The 17530-nt window shown below is 34.2% G+C and carries 16 protein-coding genes; 8 read left to right on the top strand and 8 right to left on the bottom strand.

Features of this window, described 5'->3' with window-relative positions:
* Positions 1-14: 14 nt before the first annotated feature.
* Positions 15-440 (top strand): hypothetical protein, encoded by a 426-nt coding sequence (locus IPK14_00450; protein MBK7991910.1) that lies wholly within the window; start codon positions 15-17, stop codon positions 438-440.
* A 30-nt stretch (positions 441-470) separates the two neighbouring features.
* On the top strand, positions 471-1190 hold the full coding sequence (locus IPK14_00445; protein MBK7991909.1) for a dienelactone hydrolase family protein: 720 nt from the start codon (positions 471-473) through the stop codon (positions 1188-1190).
* Between the two features lie 12 nt (positions 1191-1202).
* Here the strand turns inward: IPK14_00445 and IPK14_00440 are convergent, their stop codons facing one another.
* Positions 1203-1988 (bottom strand): sporulation protein, encoded by a 786-nt coding sequence (locus IPK14_00440; GenBank protein MBK7991908.1) that lies wholly within the window; start codon positions 1986-1988, stop codon positions 1203-1205.
* 28 nt (positions 1989-2016) lie between these two features.
* Complete coding sequence (locus IPK14_00435; protein ID MBK7991907.1) at positions 2017-3096, bottom strand: aromatic ring-hydroxylating dioxygenase subunit alpha; 1080 nt, start codon at positions 3094-3096, stop codon at positions 2017-2019.
* Between the two features lie 194 nt (positions 3097-3290).
* On the opposite strand from IPK14_00435, the gene IPK14_00430 reads away from it, so the two are divergent.
* From IPK14_00430 to IPK14_00405, 6 genes are all read left to right on the top strand, one after another.
* Entirely contained in the window at positions 3291-5471 is a 2181-nt protein-coding gene (locus tag IPK14_00430) for a hypothetical protein (GenBank protein ID MBK7991906.1), read from the top strand.
* Positions 5472-5980: 509 nt separating this feature from the next.
* Positions 5981-6511, top strand: coding sequence for a hypothetical protein (locus tag IPK14_00425; GenBank protein ID MBK7991905.1), 531 nt, complete (start codon positions 5981-5983; stop codon positions 6509-6511).
* A gap of 49 nt (positions 6512-6560) precedes the next feature.
* Complete coding sequence (locus tag IPK14_00420; GenBank protein MBK7991904.1) at positions 6561-7241, top strand: fibronectin type III domain-containing protein; 681 nt, start codon at positions 6561-6563, stop codon at positions 7239-7241.
* A gap of 208 nt (positions 7242-7449) precedes the next feature.
* On the top strand, positions 7450-9267 hold the full coding sequence (locus IPK14_00415; GenBank protein MBK7991903.1) for an SUMF1/EgtB/PvdO family nonheme iron enzyme: 1818 nt from the start codon (positions 7450-7452) through the stop codon (positions 9265-9267).
* 16 nt (positions 9268-9283) lie between these two features.
* On the top strand, positions 9284-10162 hold the full coding sequence (locus tag IPK14_00410; protein ID MBK7991902.1) for a hypothetical protein: 879 nt from the start codon (positions 9284-9286) through the stop codon (positions 10160-10162).
* A gap of 176 nt (positions 10163-10338) precedes the next feature.
* Complete coding sequence (locus IPK14_00405; protein MBK7991901.1) at positions 10339-10977, top strand: hypothetical protein; 639 nt, start codon at positions 10339-10341, stop codon at positions 10975-10977.
* Positions 10978-11036: 59 nt separating this feature from the next.
* On the opposite strand, the gene IPK14_00400 is transcribed toward IPK14_00405, so the two are convergent.
* From IPK14_00400 to IPK14_00375, 6 genes are all read right to left on the bottom strand, one after another.
* On the bottom strand, positions 11037-11369 hold the full coding sequence (locus IPK14_00400) for a response regulator transcription factor (GenBank protein MBK7991900.1): 333 nt from the start codon (positions 11367-11369) through the stop codon (positions 11037-11039).
* A gap of 439 nt (positions 11370-11808) precedes the next feature.
* Positions 11809-12060, bottom strand: coding sequence for a KH domain-containing protein (locus tag IPK14_00395; protein MBK7991899.1), 252 nt, complete (start codon positions 12058-12060; stop codon positions 11809-11811).
* A gap of 217 nt (positions 12061-12277) precedes the next feature.
* A complete protein-coding gene (gene nrdR / locus IPK14_00390) occupies positions 12278-12754 on the bottom strand; it encodes a transcriptional repressor NrdR (protein MBK7991898.1) in 477 nt (158 codons plus the stop codon).
* A 235-nt stretch (positions 12755-12989) separates the two neighbouring features.
* Entirely contained in the window at positions 12990-14642 is a 1653-nt protein-coding gene (locus IPK14_00385) for a glycerol-3-phosphate dehydrogenase/oxidase (protein ID MBK7991897.1), read from the bottom strand.
* Positions 14639-16306 (bottom strand): FAD-binding oxidoreductase, encoded by a 1668-nt coding sequence (locus tag IPK14_00380; GenBank protein ID MBK7991896.1) that lies wholly within the window; start codon positions 16304-16306, stop codon positions 14639-14641. Before IPK14_00380 ends, IPK14_00385 begins: the two co-directional genes overlap by 4 nt.
* A 118-nt stretch (positions 16307-16424) precedes the next feature.
* Complete coding sequence (locus IPK14_00375) at positions 16425-17345, bottom strand: hypothetical protein (protein ID MBK7991895.1); 921 nt, start codon at positions 17343-17345, stop codon at positions 16425-16427.
* Positions 17346-17530: the final 185 nt, after the last annotated feature.

The following is a 17530-nucleotide window of genomic DNA, read 5'->3' as shown; positions in this document are numbered from 1 at the left end:
TAGGAAAATAAGCAATGAAAGTAAAATTATTAGTAGTTTTATTAGTTATTTTTAGCATAATTAGCTTAATAGGTTGTAAGCCTCAAGGCGACCCACTTGATCAAGCCCGCCAAGCCCTAGAAATTCATAAAGAGTTGCTTGAGTCAGCCAAAAGTGAATCTATAGCTTCTCAAATTGTACAGTTTGACTTTAGATTACAAAAAGCTACCCCATTTTTAGAGCGTGACGAGAAAGATTTATCAAAAGATTTAATTAATGCCCAAGAAAATCTACAAAAAGCGCATGACGCTTGGCAACAAGCTATAAAGAAAACAGAAAAGTTTCCAAAAACACCTGATTCAGAACGAGCTAGCTTAAAGGCTGAAATTGATGCTGATATTCAAACTGCTAGTCGTCATGTTCAAACTGCTGAATCTATTATCAATAAACTAAATAAGTAACTATATTTTCAATATTTTAAGGATTATTTAATGTGGTTAGCAAATTTTTTACTTTTAATTACTTTATTTTTTAGTAGCAATATTAACTCTATGGAAAAACAGACTTTACAACCCGGAGCTTATAAAAAAGAACTTGTTACAAAAGATGGTTCAACGCTTCGTTATACAATATATTTACCTAAGCTAGAAGAAAATAAAAAAGTGCCTTTAATACTTGCGCTTCATTATGGCGGAGAAGTAACCCCTTACTATGGTAAGGATTATGCAGACAATTTAGTTATACCAGCTTTTAAAGATTTACCTGCTGTAATTATTGCTCCAGATTGTCCGGGTAAAGATTGGCGAGATCCAAAAAGCGAAGCGGCTGTTTTAGAGCTTTTAGATAAAACAATTGCTGATTTTCCAATAAATCAAAATCAAATGGTAGTAACTGGCTATAGTCGTGGTGGGATTGGTACTTGGTTTATGGCTAGCCGACATCCTAAATTATTTAGTGCTGCCATACCTGTTTCCGCTAGACCAATTGATGAGCCTGATGGAACGACTCCATTTTATGTTATTCATAGCCAAGATGATGAGCTTTTTGCTTTAGATTTAACAGAAAAAGCTGTAGAAAAATTAAAAGCTAAAGGTGGAAAAGTAGAATTACACGTTGTTAGTAAAATCACTCATTTTCAAACAGGCGATTTTGCAGAAGCTTTAAGCAAATCCGTTCCTTGGTTAGAAAAGCTTTGGGCAAATCAAAAATAATTAAAATTTTAATTATTTTTGACTAGCGTTTATTACTGTATTTATGGCATTTGTAATCAGGCCAGCAAAATACTCTACAGGTTTTTGTAAATCTGCTCCTGAGATTTGAAAAGAGGTGCTAAGACTATCTGACCTAAAAAATATCATTTCATGAAGAAAACCGTTTATGTCTTTATCAACTTCTAAAACTACATCTAAATGATATGGTGGGTTAGGTAAAAAAATCACATCTATTTTTTCAAGCTTATTTTTATAAATACCGCTTGTAGGGTTAAATCTTATTTTTTGAACAAATTCACCACTATGCTTAAAATGTGGGCTGTATTCACATATATTTGCTACTAAATAAAACCCTAAGTATTGCATTCCATAAAGAATTGCTTCCATTATTGGCAAAGGTCTAATTTCAATAGTATCTGTGTCTTTAGGATCTCCAGCCATTGCAACATTTAATCTAGTATTAACATAAACTTGTTGGTCAAACATAGTTAATGGAGTATTTAGAGGCAGTGTAATAACAAAAGGAAAAACTTTTGTTTCTTTAGGTTGAAGTAAAAAAGAGGAAGTAATTTGATAATTAGCAAAAATACTATACCAATATCGTTTTTCATTATTTACCCTCTTAAAAATACGAGTGCTTGTATTAATAGAAATATCTTCAATTTTTTCTGTTCGCTCACCACCAAAAACAAATGTTTGCCCTCGCATTTGCTCCCCAGGCATGTAACTAGTTTTTTCTAAACGTGTATCAATCTTAGCTGAACCTATCGAAAGAGCAGACAACAGTTTCCCAAACATAACAGCACCTCTAATTAAAGAAAATGACTTACTTTAACCCTAGGTATTCTACTAGCAATGAATGAAAATGATGAACTCCATTTTCCCGTTTTACTGAATAACGACCTTGTTTATAGGTTTGAGAAGCTAGCCCACGTTGTACAGTTTCACAAATATCTATGTCTTCGACTTGAATTTCATCGCTAAATTTAACTACACGTTCAACTTCCTTTTGCACTGCCTCGCTTTCAGGGTTGCGAAAATACCATTCAAACACGGTTAAAGTTTTTGTTGGACTAAGAGGAATAATCAAATTTGTTGAGTAATTATCAGGATAAACATTAAGTAGCAAATTAGGGAAAATCCAAAAATATTGTGCAGGACTGTTATTTTCCTGACCCTGGGCTAAACGTGCGGCGGACTCTCTAATTGGAGAGTGTTGGATTGAATAATATCTTTTAGTTTCAACTAAGTATTTTCCATAGTCTAATTCCCTATTTAACCCAGGATGAGCAATTGGTATATGATAACCCTCTAAATAGTTGTCAATATAGACTTTCCAGTTACAATCTATATACCAATCTTTACGAGCAGCAAGTTTTAAGCTTGCTAAATCGTGATAAGCAAATAAATTAGGTAAATCTTCAAGAAAAGTAGCTAAACCAGGGCTATGTTTATCTAGGTTAACAAAAATTAGTTGTCCCCAGATTTCAACTTGAAATTCTGGTAAAGAATAATCTGCTTTATTAAAACACTCTACGCCGTCGAACTCTGGGCAATGTAGCAATTTACCTGTTAGGCTATAAGTCCAGCCATGATAGCCACATTGAAAAGAATTTCTTTTTCCTGCCGCCTTAGCAACTGCTCCTGCACGATGACGACAAACATTAGAAAATGCTCGGATTTTACTATCCTTGTCTCTAACTACAACAATAGGTTCATCTGCTAGGCTGGCTGTAAAGTAACTTCCTGGTGTTGCAACTTGTTCTAATCTTCCAACTAATTGCCAAGTCTTAGCAAAAATCTTAAGTTTTTCTGCGGCTAACATTTCTGCTGAAAAATACCAGTCAGAAGGAATAGTTTGGGCATAAGCTAAACGTGGGTCAAAATTATATTTTGAAAATTCCATAGGGTTAAATCAAAGCTTAAGTTAAATTAAGTTAATGAGTTTTGCTAGTATAACAAAATTTATTGCTAACAAAGAAACCTCTATTTGCACTACATTTGCATCATTTAACTAGGCTGCAAAAAGCTATAGGCTTTAGTATAATCAAAATCGTTTGGCTTTAATTTTATTATGCTTTTTGTTATGGAGAAGTTAAAGTGACCAATTGGCCGACATTAGCCGATTATCAAAATGCGATAAATACACCTTCTTGCTTTTTAGATCCTGACCTACAAAAAGCAAAAGTAAGCTCAAGTTTAATTCAAGGCTCTAATGCACTTGTTTATCAGATGCAAAACAACAATAAAACTTGGGCAGTCCGCCTTTTTCTTAAAGAAACCATAGATTTAGAAAATCGATATTTAACTTTAAGTAAATATCTAAAAAGCATTTGGATTCCCAACCTAGTTAGTTTCAATTATTTAGCTCAAGGGATACAAATAAATGGGCAAACGTTTCCTATTGTAAAAATGGATTGGGCGCAAGGTACAAAGTTAAATGACTATATAGCCAAAAACTTGAATAACTCTAAAGTTTTGATGATTTTAGCTGCTCAATGGCGAGGGTTAGTTAATACTTTGCGGGGCAATAGGCTTTCACACGGTGATTTAGAGCCTAATAACATTATTATTAATGAGCAAGAGCAAATTTTATTGGTTGATTATGACAGCATTTTTAACCCTTCTTTGCGAGGTCAAAATAGCTTAGAGCTAGGAAATAGCCACTTTCAACATCCACAAAGAAATTTAGAAAGTTTTGATGAAAAGTTAGCTGATTTTTCAGCATTAGTAATTTATCTTAGTTTACGAGCCTTAGCGGTAGACCAAAATCTATGGCAAAAGTACCATAAAAGCGATAACTTGATTTTTTCATCAACTGATTTTCAAAATCCGCGAGGCTCTCAGCTTTTTACAGAGTTAAAATCAAGTTTTGATCCAAGTGTTGCTGCTCTAGCTAAACAATTAGAAATAGCCTGTTTAATGCCTTTTGATGCAACACCAGACTTTGAGTCAATAGTAAATCAATCATTATCAACAACATCAACAGATATAGAAATTCCTCCAACTAGAGTGACAGATGGGTTAAAAAAGCCTACAACCTCGCCAATGGATGAAAATATTAAGAATTTGGTAGCCAATCAAATTTCAGCTAGTGCAATTAATAATCTTGACCATCAAGCTACATCAACTAATCAGGTTAGGTCTACAAATCCAATTGAAGATAAAGAAATACCTCTTACCCGTGTTGATATGTCTGGAGAACTTTCACCAATTAAAGTTGGAAAACGAGGAAGCGATCTTAATTTTAATGCTCAAATAAGCCTTGAAGACGCGGCTAGAGGGATAACGCTGCCTATTAAAATTCCTAGGCTCCAATTTTGTCAAAGTTGCCAAGGTAAAATGATAATGGACGGCTCTAGCAAGTGCCGTACTTGTAAGGGACTAGGCAAGATCAACATAGAAAACACATTTAATATAAATATTCAGCCAGGGGTTAAAGATGGTGAGCGTCTTTGTTTAACGGGTCAAGGTGAAGTTAGTTTTGATGGTGGGGCTAATGGTGATCTCTATGTCAATATTGTTATTAGACAGCATCATTTTTTCCAAAGACAAGGAAATGATCTTTACTGCACTGTTAACATAACGGATGAACAACTAGGCGGAGAAATAGCTTTTCTAACCATAGATGGAAAAAATATTATGGTTAAAGTCCCTACTAATACTGCTAATGGAACGTTAATTCCTATAGCTGGTAAAGGAATGCCTATAATAGGAGAATCCAAAAACGGGGATTTATACCTAACAGCAAATTTAATAAGCAACAAAGTTAATAGCTCACAACCGCCTGATTATTCTAGTAACACAAATCAGCCATTTAATAACCCTTATGCGCCTTATGTTAATCCACAGCAAGCACAACAAAATCAGCGTCCTCTTTATTATCCTGATCCATTAAATGATCCTAGCAATTCACCTAATAGGACACCCTTTGATAATTCATATAACCCTGCTCAAAACATGCAGAAAATGCCTCCTTATCAACATCCTTACCAAATAATTAATCGAATGCCTATGGGATCAGAGGCATTTTTAGATAGCATTCTGCAACAAATAAAAACCAATGCAATGATCGCTTTTGCATTATCTGTACTAAGTTTATTTTGCTTTGGAGCGATCGCTGGGCCTATATCATTTATACTTGGAGGAAAAGCATTAAAGCTAATTAATCAACATAATATTGGTTATGATTACCGAGTTTGGGCTTTAGCAGGCCGATATATAGGCATTTTTTCATTTATGCTAAATGTTTTAATATTTCTTGCAGTAGTTTTTAGTTAATCTTAAATAAAGGCTTTATTAATTAATGTAATTAATGGAGTAGCGGCACTTAGCAAAATAATGTTTGGCTACAGATAGCAATCTGTATATAATTGGGCAAATAGGTCAAAATAGCTTTAATTATAGTTCTAACAAATCTCGAGTTAGAGCATTCTTTCAAATAATTTCTATATTAATAAATTATTAAAAATAGTGAGGAAAACATCTTTATCCAGAATTCGCCGTTTTTCCCAAATTTTTCAAGCTGCAATTTTATCCTGTGTAATTTCCACCTTTTTGTCGGTGTTTGCTACGGCCAACAACAAGGAAATACAATTGTTTTAATTAGCGGAGGAAATACTAATCCTAATTCTTCTACGTCATTTAGCGGTGGTATAAACCCTTCTGTTAGTGGAAATGGTCAATTCATCACTTACACAGCAACATTTCCTGATCTTCAGCCCGCAGTCTCAAGTGACATCAGCGCAGGAGATAGACTGATCATAAGTAGGGCTAATCTTGATGATAGCGTGCGTGAAGGATTAGCCACTTCTTTAAGTACAGATGGTTTAAGAGCAGTTTTTCAATCATCTATCAACTTAATAGATCCTACTGCTGGTTCTAGCGGCTCAAATATTTACTTAAATGTTCGTGGCAACAATGCAGTTTCTTTAATTAGTGGATCTTTTAATTCTTCATTAAATCCAGCTAATGGAAGCAGTTTTTCTCCTGTTATAAGTGGAGATGGAAATTCAGTTGTTTACATTTCTAATGCTACTGATCTTACTAGTGATACTTTTATTCCCCCTCCATCTAGCATATATCTTTTTAATGGTAGTGGTAATACTTTAATAAGTAGAGATAGCAATGGGCCTTTAGCAAATTGCTCTTCACCTTCTATTAGTCAAAATGGTTCTGTTATTGCTTTTATATCTGGAAATAACGTTTTTATTAGGGATACTAGCACTAATACAGATACAGCTAGTGCAATACCAAACCTACCATTAAATAATAATGCTCCCCACAATTTCTTACTATTAGTTCTGATGGAAGTACCATAGCTTATGTTTCTGGCACTGCTATATTTGTAATTCCTCTTGGTCACCAAATATGACAAGAATGCCTATTTCTGTTGCCACCTCTAATGCTCGTCCAATAGCCTTAAATGCAAATGGTACTCTTTTAGCAGTTTCTACAGGTCAAAGGTTTACAGCAACTGACACCAATAATTTTAGTGATATATACTTATTTAATTTGCAACAAGGTTTGCAAAGTGCAACTTTAGTTAGCCTTCCTAACCTTGACACTAACAATCTTGCTACTGATGGAGATAGTTTTTCTCCTGCTATTAATGCCAATGGTGCTGTGATAGCATTTTCTTCAAGGGCCACGACTCTTACAACAGACAATCTTTTTTCATCTACAAATATTTTTGCTAGTGTTTTAGCTGGTGGGCTTATAGGTGGTGGAGTTGGAACAATAAATCTTGGGCCGGTTTGCTTCCCTGCTGGTCAAGGCATTGCTCCTAATGCAATAGAACTTACTTGGGGCTTCCCTGGTGTCCACAATGAGCAATTAAGAGGTTTTAAGGTTGAAATTAATAGAAAAGAAGGCTCTCAATTTAAGCAAATTGCTAAAGTCCCTGCTGATGGTAAAGCAAACTATATTGATACTTCGCTAAAAGCTAATACTAGATATGATTATCGCCTTTGGATAGAAGATCCTAAAGGCTTTGCTTATTCTGTAGACTTTGCGGCTAAGACGCAAAAGAAGAATAAGAAAAATAAGTAAGTTTCTTTCTGGATAGAAAAACTTCTGATGCCGAGAAAGTATTTTCTCGGCATCTTTTTTTATTCCCTAAAATATGGCAACTTAGTACAACGTAAACTAAGTTTTTTGATATTCTTAAATCTTAAGCCCCAGCGGGGCTTAAGATTAAAATATCAGAATATTTAAGTTACAGAGTACTTAGAATCAAAAAAAATATTGAGTTTAACAAATGTTAGTAAAAGGTCAGGTCATCAATAACCAATATGAGCTTGTAGAAGAACTTGGAGCAGGACTTTCTGCTAAAGTATGGCGAGCTAAATTGTTGAAAACAGATGACTACTTTGTACTAAAAATTTTTAATCTTTCTCATCCAAAACGTAAACAAGATTTTGCTAACGAATGGGAGGTAATGCAGCAATTTAACTTAAAACAAGACATTTATGTTCATTTTGGTTTTCAAGCCTTTACTGCTTTTGATGATACTTTAGGAGTAATTGTTAGCAACTGGGCTAAGTATGGAACATTAGCTGATTTGCTAGAAAATATTCGTGCAAGTAAAGAAAATCTTTCTTATAAAGAGACTCAAGAATTAATGCTAAAAATAATTTCCGGTTTAGAGAGTATTCATCAGAAAAAAAATTTATCTGGACAAGATTTAGTTCATCGAGACTTAAAACCAGCAAATATTTTGCTTAAAGAAAAAGCTGAGCCTTTAATTGCTGATTTTGCTATTTCAAGTTGGGTTGATAGCGAGCGAATTACTGAAAATCCAATTGGCGCAATAGAATATATGTCACCCGAAGCGTTAGAGGGCCAGGTAAGCCAGGCAATAGACATTTGGGCTTGTGGAGCAATCTTTTATGAACTAGTGACAACACAGCAACTTTATAGCCGTGTTAAATGGCCTAGTCCAACGTTACTTATGCGAGAAATCTGCGACTTAAAAAAGGCTGTGCCAATTGAATTTCCTGAAAATATTCCTAAAGAAATAAAAAATATTATTTCCAAAGCTTTAAGTAAAAATATTGCAGATCGTTACAATTCTGCTTTAGAAATGAAAAAAGCTTTAATGCTTGCAACTAGTGAAAAAATAGACATTTTTAACAATGTGCTTGACTTGTCGGCTAGTCAAAAAACTACAAGTTTTCCAGAAAAAAAAGTAGCTAGCCCACTAATTAATAAAATTGCTCTAGCTATAATATTAATCATAAGCTTGCTATCTACAGCTACTTATATTTACCTTAATGATTATCCAGTAATTAATATTAAGCCTGCTAATTGGATGGCAGCAGTACCACCAAAAGATTTAATAACTGCTTATTTGCCGCCAGGTATGATTTTAATTCCTTCAGGAAGATTTCTAATGGGAACTGACAATTTAGCAATTTCTGATGTTTATGAAAGACCTGAAAGGGAAGTGTCTGTTAGTGCTTTTTATTTAGATGTAATGGAAGTTACTAATCAGCAGTTTCAAGCTTTTCTTAAGGCAAATGCTAATAATCCATTACTAAAACGCTGGGAAAGCTGGACATTTAAAGAAGAAGAATCAGATTATCCTATTACCAATGTTACATTTAGTGAAGCTGAAGCTTATGCTAAATGGTTAGGGAAACGCTTGCCAACAGAAGCAGAATGGGAATATGCTGCACGGGGCGACAATAGCGGAACAGTTAAATATTTATATCCTTGGGGGGATCAGGCTAAAGAAATTTACCGACATGCTAACTCTCAAGAAACAGGCAGAAATCGCCCTAACAAAATTGGGAGCTATACAACTGGAAAAAGTCCTTTTGGTATCTTAGACTTAGCTGGAAACGTAGCTGAATGGACTACAAATTGTTATCAAAAAAACACTGTAAAACCATCAGAAAATAATGATTGTCCAGATATAGAAAAGATTTTTCGCGGCGGTAGCTATCATGACACAGCAAGTTATATACTAACTACGCGCCGATTTTGGCTAGGTCAGCTAAATAGCAGCCAAAGACAAAAAGAAATACTTAGGACAATTGGTTTTCGCTGCGCACAAGATTTTTTACCTAAATAAAAACCTAATAATTATCATGTATAAATACTTACTTAATATTGTTTTATTGTTTTATTTCCTGCTTTGCTTTGCTAGTAATGTCTTTGCTCAAATTAAAGACTATGGCACACTAGTAATTAAACTTAATAACCCTACAATAGAAATTACTTCTCCTAAAAATCAATCTCGTATTGATCAAAATACTGTGGTTATGTGCTTAAAAGAGGGAAGAAATAGCATTTCTTGGCGTGAAAATGGCAAGGTAGAAAATAAGCCTGTAGTAGTAAAAACAGGTTTAGTCACAATTGTAGAAATAGGTAATGCAGATGCAGAATTAACAGTTATTACAGATCGTGCTGGTATTTCAGTTGAATTAATAGGCTATTCGTCGCAAATATCAAAATATGTAGGGGAAAAATTAACTTTTAATAACTTGAAATTTGGGCCAGCAACTTTAGTTGCTAAATTATCAGGAAAAAAAGACTTAGTTAAATTGATTGATATTTCAAATAAAACTAATAACTCTATTAATATTGGTTGGGATGATGCAACATTGGATGTTAGGTTTGATCGTGCAAATGTAGATCTTTATATCAACAATCGACTAGAGGCAACTTCTAACAGTGCAGGCCAAATTATTAGCTTAAGTAATGTTTCGCCAGGCTTAAAAAAAATCTCTGGTGTAGCAACTGACCATCAAGGAAATAAATATTTGCTAGAAGTTGAGCCTAAAGAACTGCTTGTTGAAGCAAATAAAACCTATGCAATTAACTTAGCTAGAAAAGATGCTTTGTTACAAGTAAGTGTGGATCGTCCTGCTGTAGAAATTACTGTTAATGGAGTAACTTTAGTTTCAGAAAAAGCCCAATCAGAACTAGCTTTTCCTCCAATGCTAGCAGGAAAAACCAACTTATAAATAAAATCTGGCTCACAAATAATAAATAAAGAAGTCATATTACTTGCAGATCAAATAGTAAAAGAATCAATAGGTTGGAATGATGCTACATTTATAATCCAAGGAGATCGCCCTAATGTAGATATTTTAATTAATAAAAGTTACTAGCTACATCACAAATTAGTAATGAAAGAATAGTGCTTAAAAATTTACCTCCTCAGCATGTTTTGAGTGAAGGAATATTTCAAGCTTTAGGCAATAATTTTTATCCTTTAGATGTTAACCCAAAAGAATTTGATTTATTAGCGGGTCAAACCATAGAAGTAATGCTTAGTAAACGAGATGCACAGTTAATTGTTACTACTGATAGAAAAGACGAAGTAGAGCTTTTACTTAATAACCAAATAAACCCTTTAAATAGAGTAGATAGCAATGTGTATTATTTTCCTTTTATCTCACCAGGAAAAGTTTTTCTTTCTGCTAAATTAAAGGAAAAACCATTACTAGGCACAGACATTTTGCTAAAACAAATAGATTTACCTGTTGGTCAAACACCTGTAAAACTTGAGTGGGAAGACATTTTTCTTTTTGTAGAAGTAGAATCAAAAATAGTTAACTTAAAAGTTAATGGCATAGAAGGGGCAGAAATTTTTTGGGATTATCCTAATAAACAGACAAAGAAAGTTTATGTTTTTTCATTAAAACCTCATCAATCAGTAGAAGTTTCTTGGGAATTACTAGGAAAAAAAGCTAAACCTCTTACACTTTTTATTAAAGAGCTAAATAAATCTCAGGGTCTTGTTATCACTAACCGGCAGGTATCGGAAAATAAATAAAAGCTAGTAAGAAAACTTACTAGCCTTTATTTATTATAAATTATTAATTAGTGCAAGTATTAGTCCATAGAAGTTAAGCCAGTACGAATAGCATATTTTACAAGTCCAGCTAAGCTATGGATTTGTAAGCGAGTCATAATGCTAGCACGATGAGCATCAACAGTCTTTACACTGATTTTTAAGATATCAGCAATTTGCTTATTAGTCATACCTTCAACTAATAATTTTAAGGTTTCTTGTTGACGTGCAGTTAGAATGTTGCGTTTGCTACGACCTCTTAAGGATTCTTTTGGTGTACCATCACCGTTTTCTTCTTCTTTGGTCTTTTTTCTTTTTACTAAAGGAGTATGGCCTTTTGCATCGGCTTTTTTCTTAGAAGCTGTTGTAGTCATAATTATCTCTCACCCAAAAAATAGTTTTAAGCAGTTGTTCTGCTGGCAGGACTAAAATTTAATTTGTCTTGCTGATGTAAAGAATATTTGGATATCAGGGAAAAATAAAGCAGAAGAAAACCTGAAAACCTCTAATGTAATCCTGTAGGTTAATCTAAGGGATTATTAACTAGGTGCTAAGACATTGGATAGATAGCCCACATAGAGAAGCATAATTAAGATAATCTGAATAAACTTAGCTAGGAAATTATTAAAGGTAAGTTACAACTAGAAGGATATTTTAGTAAAAATATATTAGGTCGTCTTTTTGGTGAAAAGGTATTAAGTTTAATAAAATAAGTAAATTAAAAGTAGGCTACCAAAAGTACACACCCGTTAGGTGTGTACTTTTTAGAGTTTGACTGTATAAGTATAAAATTTAGGTTTAGCTAAAAAAATACTAACGATCATTTTTACCTGGTTCAATGATCTCTAAATGGTAACGGCGGTTAAGCTTTTTGCTAGCAGCATAAATAATATCGCGCATTGCTCGTGCTGTACGCCCTTCTTTGCCAATCACATGTCGCAGATCTGATTCTGCAACACGAAGTTCAATAATGCTAGTTTGCGCACCATCAATTTCATTTACTTGTACTTGATCTGGATTATCTACTAATGCTTTAGCCATTGCAGCTACTAGATGTTTCATCATTTTTCTCCTCCATTAGTCCATTCGCAATTTACAGAAAAATTACTACAAGTTCTATCCTTAGAGCAAACAGACCCCATCTAATATTTAGGTTTTAAGATAAAATCTGAGTTGTTGTTACAAAATTAGGTAAAATTTAGAATCTCGCTAATGATAACCGCTTAAAGAAATGAAAACAATAACTAATATAAAATCCTAGCCTAAGCTTAGACTATTTTCATTATCTTGTGCTACCCTTACGCGCAGTCGTTTGAGTTAATGATTTAAGCTCATTCATAAACTCGGTGACATCCTTAAAATCTTTGTAAACAGATGCAAACCTTACAAAAGCTACTTTGTCTAAAGTTTTTAGTCTTCTCATAAGCAGTTCGCCTATTTTAGTAGTAGGTCTCTCGCGCTCTTTAGATTCCTGAACAAATCTTTCAATTTCATTAGTAATTTCTTCTAGTTTATTTGGGCTAACAGGTCTTTTTTCACAAGCTTTTAGTAGTCCCGACAAAACTTTATTGCGGTCAAAAGGTTCACGACGACCATCTTTTTTTATCACCATATAAGGTAATTGTTCAAGGCGTTCATAAGTGGTAAAACGACGATTACAATCTGTACATTCACGACGACGGCGAATTACTTCACCTTCTTGACTTTCACGAGAATCTATCACCTTGTCAAATAAAGAGTTGCAGTAGGGACACTTCATCGGATCTCCACAAAAATCATACTAATGGTTGTGTGATAAGATAGCACACAACCACTAGGGGATGGCAAGAAAAATTTACGCTATATCGTTATTTAAGTTACAGATCCAAAAATACACTCCTACATATAGTGTCTAATTATTTTTCTATACAATTTGTGTTAGTTAAAAATATATTTGTGAAAGCTGCTATATAAATTAATGGTAACTACGTATAAATCAAGCAGTTACCATTAATTTATACTGTATACTGGACTGCGTAAGTTTCTTGATAGCGTTGGATTTCAGTTTCCTTTGTTGTTGTTGACCAATTTAATTCTATTGCCATAAGTTCAGCTACTTTTGCTGCTATGCTTATGCCTTGGTCAGAGGTAAGAAATGCAATTCTAGTGCGACGGACTAGAAAATCATCAAGCTTTGTAGCTTGTTCTTGTCTAACACAATAAACTACTTCAGCATGGATAAATGGAAGTTTTTCTACAAGACGTGTTGCTAAACTAGATTTAGCTGAAACTATATTTAGAACCTCTTGGGCATTAACTCCATAATCTTCTACTAAATGAGTAGCGATAGTTGAGTCTAAGCCTAATTTTCTAGCTTCATCTTTAACTTGGTTTTGAACTTTATCCAGTGTTTGGCTACTAGAAAATCCGCTTAGGAAAATTTTATCTGTAATAGTTGGTTTAACATTTTGGATTAAATTACGTGTTTTCATACTCTTAAACACAAAATCCATCAATTGATTAGCCATCAAACGATAAGTTGTTAATTTTCCACCTGCAATTGAGATTAAGCCTGAATCGCTTTCAAAAATGCGATGTTCGCGCGAGATATCTTTGGTTGATTTTCCGCCTTCATCAATAAGTGGGCGTAGACCTGCATAAGTGGCTAAAATATCTTTGTTAGTAAGTTTTGCATTAGGGAAAACCTTGTTTGTTGAGTCAACAATATATTTAATGTCTTCGGCTGAGGCTCTAGGAGATTCAATATCCTCCTTAAAATCTGTGTCTGTAGTACCAATGATAATGCCTTCATACCAAGGAATAAAAAATAAAGAACGACCATCATTAGCGGCTGATTCAAAGAGTAAGGCTTGTGTAGTAGGGATACGAGAGCGATCTATTGTAATATGGACACCTTTAGCAGGTCTGACTTTACTACTAGCTTGTGGGTCATCAGCCTGGCACATTTTATCCATCCAAACCCCAGTAGCATTTATAACTTGTTTAGCGCGAATAGTAATTTCTTTGTTAGAAATTAAATCCCGTGCTTTAACGGCAGTAATTACATTTTTTTCTTTAACTAAATCAATTGCTTCCAAATAATTACAAGTTACAGCTTGGTAGCTTGTCGCTGATTTTGTCACTTCCATCACAAGGCGAGCATCATTAGTTTGGCAATCGTGATAAAGATAGGCTAGGTGAAGCCCATCGGTTTTTAGTAAAGGAACCATTTCAACAGCTTTTTTGGAACTTAAGCGTTTATGAAACCGAGAGTTTTTAACTTTAGAAACAATGTCATAAAGCCAAAGTCCAAGAAAAACTTGCGCTCCATGCCCCCAACGATAAATAGGGATTAAAAAAGACATAGGTCTTACTAAATGTGGTGCTAACTCTTGAAGCAATGCGCGTTCTGAGCAAGATTCATATGTAACGCGGAAATCTCCTTGAGCTAAATAACGTAGTCCGCCATGAATAAGCTTAGAGGAACGGCTAGAAGTGCCAATAGCGTAATCACCACGTTCAATTAATGCTACTTTTAGCCCTCTAGATGCTGCGTCCTGACAGGCACCAACTCCAGTTATTCCGCCCCCAATAATTAAAATATCAAAATCTTCTTTTTGTAGTTTTTCTATAGCCACTGTTCTTGGCTCAAGTGCTATTTTTGTCATGAGATTATTTTACCTGGATTAAGTATTCCTTGAGGGTCAAAAATTTGCTTTACGCTAGCTAACGCTGCCATTGCTAGTTTACCATGTTCACGTTCTGCCCACTTTGCATGATCACGCCCTACGCCATGGTGATGGGAAATCGTTCCTCCATCAGCTATTATTGCATCTGAAGCAGTAGATTTTATTACTTGCCATTGTTCTAACTCTGAGCCTTTGGTTTGTTTAGTTAGAAAAGTAAAATAAAGTGATGCTCCATCGTGATAGCTATGGGAAATATGGCAAAAAACTACGGCCCGAAAACCAAAACTTTCTATACTTAAAGTTAATGCACTTTTTACAGAATTATAAAGATTAGCTAAATTTGCCCAAGTTGTAGCTGTTTCTAAAGTATCAATCATTATTGAATAATCTAGCAATGTATCACGTAAGTAAGGTAACTCAAAGCGTTCTTTATACCAATGCTGGCCGACACGAGTTCCTAAGTCTATACCATCGTGATGTTTACAAATATCTAATGCTGCTTTAATTTCTTGTTTTACTGATTTATCTGTTGATTCAAAACCTAAAATCATTAAACAAGTAGAATTGCTATAGCCACGATTTTTTAAGTACCACTTCCCAGCTTTACTAAGAGCATTTTCTAGCATTGACTCAGATTCAGCCCGCATTTTCATAATCGCGCTAGTTTCTGTTTCATCTGAAAGCCTTATGGTAGCAGGATTTAAGCCAGCTTGAATAATTGTACGAATTGCTTGCGCACCAGCTAAAAAGTCCTTAAATAATATGCCTCTATAAATTTTAATTGTTGGCATATGGTGAATGCGCATTTTAGCTTTAGTAATTACTCCAAATATTCCTTCACTACCGATTAACATTTGTTTTATTGATGGCCCAGCGGCTGAAGCAGGAGCATCCAAAGTAGTAATTAGTTCTTTAGGGCTAGCTAGCGTCACATTTGACACCATATCTTCTACACGACCATATTTATTTGATTGTTGACCTGCGGAACGGGCTGCAATCCAGCCACCTAGGGAAGAAAATTCAAAAGACTGTGGATAATGCCCTAAAGTATAACCCTGAGCTTGCAAAGCTTTTTCTAGTGCAGGGCCTAAGATTCCCGCTTGAATAGTTGCAAGTAGTGAAATCTCATCGATATTTACTAGTTGATTAAGCAGGCTTAAATCCAAACTAATAGCAGCCGCTTGACCGCTACTTTTTAATGCTTCCACTCCACCTACAACACTAGTTCCACCACCAAAAGGAATTACAGCTATTTTTAAGTCACTAGCTAGCTGTAAAATTTCTAAAACTTGATTTTCTGTCTTAGGATAAACTACTAAATCTGGAGGGTTTTCAATTAAGCCTTTGCGAATACGAGTTAAATCAGGAAAACTTTTTCCCATTGAATGTGTAATTCTGGCTAGATCATCACTTCTTACTTGGTCTTTAGATACTAATTTTTCAAATTTAGCTGCTAGATTTGTGTCTTTAGGGGTTATTTTAATATCTGATAGATTGACAGGTAAAGAGTTTGGGGAAGTTTCACTGTCTTTAAGTTCTAATTTTTCTCGTAGATAAGGCCAAAAATTATGACGGCGACTAAGATCAAAGGTTTTATTTTCTAGTCCCCAACCATACCATTTTAATTCCTGCTTTTGTGACATAAACTTTAGACTCTTAATTAAACTCTTAGAAAAAGGTAAATACTACCTTTTCCTTAGATAACATATTTAATATTTTTAATCAATTACAGTAGTTTATAGTGTATTAATCAAAAAGATTTTATTCTGTTTCGGTCGGTGATTCGATTGGCAAATCTGGGTCATAAACTGCTATTGCTGTTGCCAACCATAAACCATTTTCTTGTTTGCTAACAGTAATATTTAATGCTCTAACGCTATTACTTAATGAATAAGTGATTTTATTTAAGCTCTTTATTTTGAATTTGTTATTAGTTGTTAAGTTTTCTACAGACCAAGCTTTTCCAGAACGTTTTTCTAATCCTAATATAATTGTTGGATCAAGGCTTGGGTCAATATAGCTACGATATTCTGGAGCTATAGCTTGATTACTTAAAGACTCTGCCACTAGATAAAAAACTGTATAAGGATCATTACTTAAATACTTAGACCCTAATTGGTAATTTGTTTCACACCAGTTAATTTCTTGAATACTATAGGCTTGCTCACAAGTAACACAATTTTCAAATAAACCATCTTGAAAAGGTATTTTCAGGTCAAATTCTGGCCCTTTATCAATTAATTTAACTTCTGTGTTTTTATCACCTAACTTTCCTTCAATAAAGGGGAGAGCTTCACGGCTAACATCTGAGAGAGTTTGAGCTTCTAGCTTAAACATAGAAATAATAGGTTCGCGGTTGTCCCCATCAACTAATTCTGAACCAAAAAGAACTAAATATTGTTCTGTATCTTCTTCAATAATAATAGTTTGGTCAGGCAAGGGATCACCTGTTTTTGAACGATAGCGGGACAAAACACTAACAGGGACTAGATTAAGTAATTCTTGGCTACTTAATTTATTTAAGCGTAAGGTTGGTTGGTTATTTGAAGTTGTGACATTGCTAATGGGTGTAAAAGAACTAATATTTGTAATTTTATTAGCACGTCTATTTTCTACAAACCAAAATGTTGCCGCTAGGATAGCACCACTAAGTAAGAAAAAAATATGCCTAGGACTAGCCAAACACGACCTGTTTTAGTCTCTTGAGTAGAGTTATGAGAACATTTGATACAAGTTGTTTGGTTAGTTCTTAAAATTTTGCCGCATTTATCACAAGTTGTTTCTATAGAATTGTCCACAAAAGAACAAATAGCACGGTTTAAGAGATTTTGAAAGCTTTAATTTATCTATAAAAAATTTTTCTTACG

This window comes from Blastocatellia bacterium, assembly GCA_016713405.1.
In the GTDB taxonomy this organism is placed as follows: domain Bacteria; phylum Acidobacteriota; class Blastocatellia; order Chloracidobacteriales; family JADJPF01; genus JADJPF01.
This window is presented reverse-complemented; position numbering and strand designations above follow the sequence as displayed.

Bases quoted from the DNA above. Each gene is read 5' to 3' on its own strand.
- IPK14_00380 (MBK7991896.1), bottom strand. From the start codon at position 16,306: ATGTCACAAAAGCAGGAATTAAAATGGTATGGTTGGGGACTAGAAAAT.
- IPK14_00440 (MBK7991908.1), bottom strand. From the start codon at position 1,988: ATGTTTGGGAAACTGTTGTCTGCTCTTTCGATAGGTTCAGCTAAGATT.
- IPK14_00415 (MBK7991903.1), top strand. From the start codon at position 7,450: ATGTTAGTAAAAGGTCAGGTCATCAATAACCAATATGAGCTTGTAGAA.
- IPK14_00420 (MBK7991904.1), top strand. From the start codon at position 6,561: ATGACAAGAATGCCTATTTCTGTTGCCACCTCTAATGCTCGTCCAATA.
- nrdR (MBK7991898.1), bottom strand. From the start codon at position 12,754: ATGAAGTGTCCCTACTGCAACTCTTTATTTGACAAGGTGATAGATTCT.
- IPK14_00435 (MBK7991907.1), bottom strand. From the start codon at position 3,096: ATGGAATTTTCAAAATATAATTTTGACCCACGTTTAGCTTATGCCCAA.
- IPK14_00385 (MBK7991897.1), bottom strand. From the start codon at position 14,642: ATGACAAAAATAGCACTTGAGCCAAGAACAGTGGCTATAGAAAAACTA.
- IPK14_00410 (MBK7991902.1), top strand. From the start codon at position 9,284: ATGTATAAATACTTACTTAATATTGTTTTATTGTTTTATTTCCTGCTT.
- IPK14_00395 (MBK7991899.1), bottom strand. From the start codon at position 12,060: ATGATGAAACATCTAGTAGCTGCAATGGCTAAAGCATTAGTAGATAAT.
- IPK14_00450 (MBK7991910.1), top strand. From the start codon at position 15: ATGAAAGTAAAATTATTAGTAGTTTTATTAGTTATTTTTAGCATAATT.
- IPK14_00445 (MBK7991909.1), top strand. From the start codon at position 471: ATGTGGTTAGCAAATTTTTTACTTTTAATTACTTTATTTTTTAGTAGC.
- IPK14_00400 (MBK7991900.1), bottom strand. From the start codon at position 11,369: ATGACTACAACAGCTTCTAAGAAAAAAGCCGATGCAAAAGGCCATACT.